Source organism: Bradyrhizobium guangdongense, from assembly GCF_006483445.1.
GTDB classification, from domain to species: domain Bacteria; phylum Pseudomonadota; class Alphaproteobacteria; order Rhizobiales; family Xanthobacteraceae; genus Bradyrhizobium; species Bradyrhizobium guangdongense_A.
The window spans coordinates 1-6,212 of sequence record NZ_PPPT01000307.1 but is presented as its reverse complement, the minus strand read 5'-3'; the positions used below and the strand labels follow the sequence as shown (position 1 = coordinate 6,212).

6 protein-coding genes and 1 pseudogene are annotated in these 6,212 nt (G+C 63.0%); 3 read left to right on the top strand and 4 right to left on the bottom strand.

Features of this window, described 5'->3' with window-relative positions; genetic code table 11:
* Nucleotides 1–357: pseudogene (locus C2U70_RS32280) on the bottom strand (LysM peptidoglycan-binding domain-containing protein); the annotation flags it as partial.
* 301 nt (nucleotides 358–658) lie between these two features.
* Between C2U70_RS32280 and C2U70_RS32275 the strand changes: the two are divergent.
* Nucleotides 659–1,240 (top strand): RICIN domain-containing protein, encoded by a 582-nt coding sequence (locus tag C2U70_RS32275; RefSeq protein WP_140982737.1) that lies wholly within the window; start codon nucleotides 659–661, stop codon nucleotides 1,238–1,240.
* A 66-nt stretch (nucleotides 1,241–1,306) separates the two neighbouring features.
* Here the strand turns inward: C2U70_RS32275 and C2U70_RS32270 are convergent, their stop codons facing one another.
* Nucleotides 1,307–1,771, bottom strand: coding sequence for a MarR family winged helix-turn-helix transcriptional regulator (locus tag C2U70_RS32270; RefSeq protein WP_246666923.1), 465 nt, complete (start codon nucleotides 1,769–1,771; stop codon nucleotides 1,307–1,309).
* A gap of 129 nt (nucleotides 1,772–1,900) precedes the next feature.
* Between C2U70_RS32270 and C2U70_RS32265 the strand changes: the two genes are divergently transcribed.
* Together C2U70_RS32265 and C2U70_RS32260 are read left to right on the top strand one after the other, a co-directional pair.
* Nucleotides 1,901–3,106 carry an ABC transporter substrate-binding protein gene (locus C2U70_RS32265; protein WP_140982734.1) on the top strand — a complete coding sequence of 402 codons (1,206 nt, stop codon included), beginning with the start codon at nucleotides 1,901–1,903 and terminating at the stop codon, nucleotides 3,104–3,106.
* A 10-nt stretch (nucleotides 3,107–3,116) separates the two neighbouring features.
* Nucleotides 3,117–4,295: a cytochrome P450 gene (locus C2U70_RS32260; RefSeq protein ID WP_140982732.1), complete on the top strand. Its 1,179-nt coding sequence runs from the start codon at nucleotides 3,117–3,119 to the stop codon at nucleotides 4,293–4,295.
* Nucleotides 4,296–4,401: 106 nt separating this feature from the next.
* Here C2U70_RS32260 and C2U70_RS32255 read toward each other — a convergent pair whose 3' ends face one another.
* A complete protein-coding gene (locus tag C2U70_RS32255) occupies nucleotides 4,402–5,724 on the bottom strand; it encodes an alpha/beta hydrolase (protein ID WP_140982730.1) in 1,323 nt (440 codons plus the stop codon).
* Nucleotides 5,725–5,866: 142 nt separating this feature from the next.
* A partial coding sequence (locus tag C2U70_RS32250; protein WP_140982727.1) for a DUF3016 domain-containing protein occupies nucleotides 5,867–6,212 on the bottom strand: 346 nt, incomplete at its 5' end.

The window sequence follows — 6,212 nt, the reverse complement described above, 5'->3', positions numbered from 1 at the left end:
GCCCATGGAGTGTCCGATCAGGACGATCGGCGCCGGCTCCTCACGATATTTCGTCAGCGCGCGCTCGGCGACCAGCCGGCAGATCGTGAACTCGTAGACGTCGGCGACAAGGCCGGCCTTCGTGAGTTTCTCGCCAAGCCTGTCCATGCCGGTCGAGAACAGCGGCCCCATCGCGCCACGGAACAGATAGACGCGTGGCTGCGGCAGGGGCTCGGTCTCCGCAGGCGGAGCCGGTGCGGCGGTTTCGACCGCGACGGGCCTGGGCTTCGACTTCGCCGGTGAAGCCACCGCCACCGTGGACCACAAGGCGAGCAGCATTGCCGCTGCAAACACCGCAATTCGCCTCGGATCGACCATGCGCCCCCAATTCCACCCAAGGGAGCAACGAATGGCTTCCCGAAGGGCTTAGTGACCATCGAATTGGCGGATTTTGGGGCGGGAGAGTTAACCCGTGTTGCCGGTGATTGCCTGCTTTAGCGGCCAATGTCAGAAATAGCCGACGTCACCTGCCCCGCTTCGCACGGCGACCACAACAAGTTGTCGTGACCTCAACCGCGATGTGAGTTGGTTCACAACGGCATCTTCTACTTTAGATAGATCATCGGTCGCGCGGCAACGGCTCGCTACGCTGTCGCATTCGCGACGCGAGAACAGGCGGTTGGGCATCAAGGCCACGGCTGCAACATGCAATATTGGAGGCATCGATATGTTTGGTCATTTCCCTGTCATGCGTTACTCGGCCGCTGCGGCCATGACGCTGCTCGTTTCCGGACATTTCAATTCGGCCAGGGCCGAATTCAACATCAGCAATCCTTCTTCCGGCCTCGTCGTCGACATTGTGGGTGGCCTGCCGAACGATTTTCAGCCCGTCATCCTGTTTCGCTCGAACGGGGGAAAGCATCAATTGTTCGAACAGGCCGTCGAAACCGACGGCAGCTTCTCGCTGGTCGCACAACACACCGGCAACACCTGTCTCGACGTGGTCGGAGCCGCCCAACAGGACGGCGTGCCCGTCATCCAGTTCCGTTGCCACTTCGGACCTAACCAGCGCTGGAGGTCTGAGCCCATGGGTAACGGTGTCATCCTCAGGTCCGTGAGCAGCCGCAAATGTCTCGATGCCGGCAATGCCGACTTCCCCGCGCCGCCGCGATCGGAGGCGCGTCTCCAGCAATGGACCTGCATTACCAGCGCGCACGACGCCAATTCCGTGAACCAGATCTTTCGGCTGGGCGGGTTCTAGCTAGGGCGTGGATGAGTAAACCCGGCGGCCTCGGACGTTCGCGAGAATCCCGAGTCGCCTGGGCCCTTACCCGCCGTCGAGCGGCACCACGCGGTTGAGCAGCGAAAGCAGCGTAGTCCGCTCGGCCTCGTTCAGCGGCGCGAGCATCAGGCGATTGTACGGCTCGGTGGTGCGTGCCGCGTCGTTGATGAGTTTCGCCCCTTTTGCGGTGAGGACCAGCTCGACCGCGCGGCGGTCCGCCTTGGAACGGCTGCGCTTGATGGAGCCGGATGTTTCCAGCTCGTTCAGGATCTTGATCAGGTTCGGCAGCTTGAGCCGGAGCAGGCTTGCCAGGCTGCTCGGGGGAATGCCCGGATTGTCCCGGATCAGGGTCAGGATCGCGTAGGTCGCCGGCGTCACGCCGAACGCGGCAAAATGCTCGTAAAAGCCCTCGAAAAACTTCAACTGGGCGAGCCGCAGCATGAAGCCCGGCGTGGCCCGAAGTGCCCGCAAATCCAGCGATTTCTTCCGTTCCGATCGATCTGATTTCACGACTCACAGGCTCCCGTCTCACCGCAGGACCCAGTCTACCCGCGCCGGGTAAATTGACACGATCGAAAATAGATATAAAATATAACTATTAATTATCAGCGGCACACGAGACCGCAGGAGGAGGAGACAATGCGCATCACATTGCTGCGGCAGGCCTGCGTCTGGACCATGTTGCTCGCGCCAGTGCCTGCCCTTGCGCAGGGCGCGGTGAAGATCGGCATCCTGAACGACCAGTCCGGTCCGTTCGCGAGCTATCAAGGCATCGGCTCCGTCGTCGCCGCCAGGATGGCGGTCGAGGATTACGGCGGAAAGGCCGGCGGCAAGCCCGTCGAGGTCGTGGCCGCCGATCATCAGAACAAGACCGACATCGGGATCGGCATCGCGCGTCGCTGGTACGAGAACGAGGGCGTCGATGCGATCTTCGACGTGCCCAACTCCTCGATCGCGCTCGCGGTCGCCGGCATGAGCGCCGAGAAGAACAAGGTGTTCGTCGGATCGGGCGCAGGCACGGCGCTGCTGACCGGCGAGAAGTGCACGCCGAATACCGTGCACTGGACCTACGACACGTATGCGTATGGTCGCGGCCTCGGCAAGGCGATCGTCCAGCAGGGCGGCAAGAAATGGTTCTTCATCACTGCCGATTACGCCTTCGGCCACGACCTCGAGAAGCAGGCCTCCGAGGCCGTGAAGGCGTCGGGCGGCCAGGTGCTCGGCGCCGTCCGCCACCCGCTCGGAACGGCTGACTACGCCTCGTTCCTGCTGCAGGCGCAGGCTTCGGGCGCCGATATCATCGGCATTGCGAACGCCGGTGACGACACCATCACGTCGATGAAGCAGGCCGCCGAGTTCGGGCTGACCAAGGATCACAAGCTCGCCGGGCTTATCCTCGGCATGAACGGGCTCCCTGCCCTCACGCTGCGCTTCGCGCAAGGCGCCCAGATCATGAACCCGTTCTACTGGGACCTGAACGACGGCACCCGCGCCTTCGCAAAGCGTTTTGCCGAGCGCATTCCGTCAAAGGCCTATCCGAATGACATGCAGGCCGGCGTCTACGCCTCGGTGATCCACTATCTCAAGGCCATCGACAAGGTCGGCGGCGCCGGCGACGGCAAGGCCGTGGTCGCGGCGATGAAGGACATGCCCACCGACGATCCGCTCTACGGCAAGGGCTACATCCGCAAGGACGGCCGAAAGATCCATCCGCTCTACCTGCTCCAGGTCAAGGCGCCCGACGAGTCCAAGTCGGCCTGGGATCTGCTGAAGGTGGTCGGCACGATCAAGGGCGAGGACGCGTTCCGGCCCGAGGCCGATGGACAATGCCCGCTTGTGAAGTAACGAGGTGACGATGAACGCCATCGCGTCTTACGGCGGCGACCCGTTTGCGCCGGATTTTTTGGCAGACCCGTATCCTGCCTATGAAGGCCTGCGCGCACTCGGCCCAATCTTCCGGATCGAGCGTTACGATATCTGGGCGATGGCGCGCTATGCCGAGGTCGAGCAGGCCTTGAAGGACTGGCGCACCTTCATCAGCGGCGAAGGCGTCGGCCTCAACGGGATGAACCCGGCGCTGCCAAAGCCGCTGACGCTCCAGATCGACCCGCCCGACCACGACAAGGGCCGCCGCGTGCTCGGCCGCACCCTGTCGCCGGGCATCGCCAGGAAATTGCGCGAGACCTTTCAGAAAGAGGCCGAGACGAAAGTGTCGGAGCTGCTCGACAAGGGCACGTTCGATGCGATGCGCGATCTCGCGGAAGCCTATCCGATGAAGGTCTTTCCCGACGCCATCGGCATTCGCCCCGACGGCCGCGAAAAGCTGCTGGCCTGGAGCACTTTTGTGTTCAACAGCTTTGGTCCTGATAACGAGCAGCTCGCGGCAACGCGACAAGCCGGTCTCGCTGCCCAAAGCTGGATCATGGAATGCTGCGCGCGCAGTGCGCTTAAGCCCGACAGCCTCGGCATGATGATCTACGAGGCCGCCGACGAGGGCGAGATCACCGAGCAGGAAGCGACCCATCTGGTGCGTCCCTTCCTTACCGCCGGCGTCGACACCACCGTCAACGGCATCGGCAATGCCGTGCTGGCGCTCGCCACCCATCCGGACCAATACCGCAAGCTGCGCGAGCGGCCGGAGCTGGCGCGCAACGCTTTTGAGGAAGGCCTGCGCTATGATTCACCGGTGCAGACCTTCTTCCGCACCACGTCGCGCGACGTCGAGATCGGCGGCGAATTCATCCCGGCGCATCGCAAGGTGCTGCTGTTCATGGCGTCAGCCAACCGCGATCCCCTGAAGTGGGATCGCCCTGACAGTTTTGAGGTCGAGCGCAACGCGACCGGCCATGTCGGCTTCGGCGCCGGCATCCACGCCTGCGTCGGCCAGATGATCGCACGCCTCGAGGGCGAACTGATCCTCGGCGAGCTGGCGCGCCGCGTGAAGACCATCGAGCTCGCCGGCGAGCCGAAACGGCTGCTCAACAATTCGCTGCGCGGGCTGACGAGCATGCCGGTGCGGGTGACGGCGGCCTGAGACGTCTAAAGCGCGATGGCGTTAGGTCGAATCGTCATCGCGCTTTAGCTCTTTGTTTGAGCATGATCTCTTCGGAAAACCGCTTCACACTTTTCCGGATCATGCTCTAGGGAATCGGATAGCCCTTCCACAGCCATTCCAGCGCATATGGCAGCGTCTGTGCAATCGTCGGGCGATCGACATGCTTGGCGTTACGCACGAACAGGAACTGGTAGTGATAGCCCTTGTCGGCCAGCACCTTCGCCATCAGCCCGTTCGACAGGGTCCAGTCGTGCATGCCATCGGGAATGACTGGGTTCGGATAGAACAAATCCTGGTCACCGACGAAGAACCAGAAGCGGATCGGCTTGGTGGGGGCGCTCGGGATCAGCGGCACGCCGGGCGGATCTGACGGCGTCAGCACGCCGGCTTTCACAATGAGGTTGGGCGTTGCCGGGCCGGGCCAGGCGCTGTGATACTCCCAGGCGCCGCCGCGCAGCGACGGATCATGCGGCCATTGCTGGTTCACCATGGTCGGCGAGAAGGCCAAGACCTTGTGATAGAGCACGGGATGAAACCACGCCATGGTGAAGGCCGCCGCGCCGCTGGAGCTCAGGCCCATGGTCGCGCGCCCGTCAGGGTTCCTGGTGAGCTTGACCCCGGCGTTCTGCTCGACCAGCGGCAGCACCTCGCGCTCAATGAACTGAGCATAGGCACCTGACACCGTATCGTATTCACGGCCGCGCTGGCTGCCTTGCGCATCCTGCCCGCCATTGCCGACCTGGATCGCAATCATCGGCGGCACGCGGCGCTGCGCAATCAGATTGTCGAGGGTGACGGCGAGGTCCTTGTAGGCGGTCGAGCCGCCGTCGCCGACCACGATGAACGGCGCCTCGGTGCCGGCGACATATTGCGCGGGAACGTAGACGTCGATGTTGCGCGACCAGATGCCGGGATGGCTTGTGGTGACGACCATGTGCGACTTGTCATCAGGCGCGGTCACCGTCGTCATGATCGAGCTGTTGCTGCAACCGGCCACATCGTCGCGGATCAGGCCGGGGTTATAGATCACGCTGTCCTTCGACGACACCGTGAAAGACGTGACCTTGCCGCGCGGTACGCCCTCTTTCGCGATCGTGTCTGGCGCTGGCGCATGCGTCGGACCGATGATGAAATTGCCCTCGGCACCAGCCGTCGGCAGCGCGCCGTCGGCAAGCTCGGTGGCAGGCGGATAGTTCGCGCTCTTGGGGTCGCGTGTCGGCGGCGCCGTCTTGAAGTCGAGACCGGTCGTGTCGATGAAGAAAGGCGCGGCCTTATCGGTCGTGTTGGCCCCGGGAGGCACCGCCATGTTCTGGGTCACGCAGGCTGGCTGGGCTTGGGCTTGAGCGGATGATGCGAAGGACACGGCAGACAGCAGCGTCCCCGCTAGTATGGCGAGACAAGGCTTCATGGCATCTCTCCCAGATGTGAGTCTTATGGGCTCAACTTGCCGCGAAATATGCCGAGCACCCGCAAGGCGGTCAATTCCAATGCGCGCTGCTTCGCAATTTGGTTGCAATCAATTCGAGGCTTGATCGCAATCATGATTGCCATCATTGAGCGCCGGTGATGCGCCTGAACCAGTCGCTGAGCAGCGATTTCTCGTAGCTGAACTGGCCGATCGAAGAACGGCCGCCGGCCTGATAGTTGATGTCGCTCAGAACGTCTTCGCCGCTTCGCGTGCCTCTGCCTCTTGTGCTCAGCGTGTAACGCAGCCTGATGCGCGGCGGCGTGACGTCGCGCATCACCCTCACCTCCGAACCGCGGTTGCGTGGTTCGACCTGACCGGCGAGATCGATGTCGAGGATGTCGACGCTCATCGACTGACCCGGCGCGAGATAGCGGCTGCCCAGCGTTTCGAGATAGGACCGAAACTCCGCAAGCGTGCCGGCGCGGCCG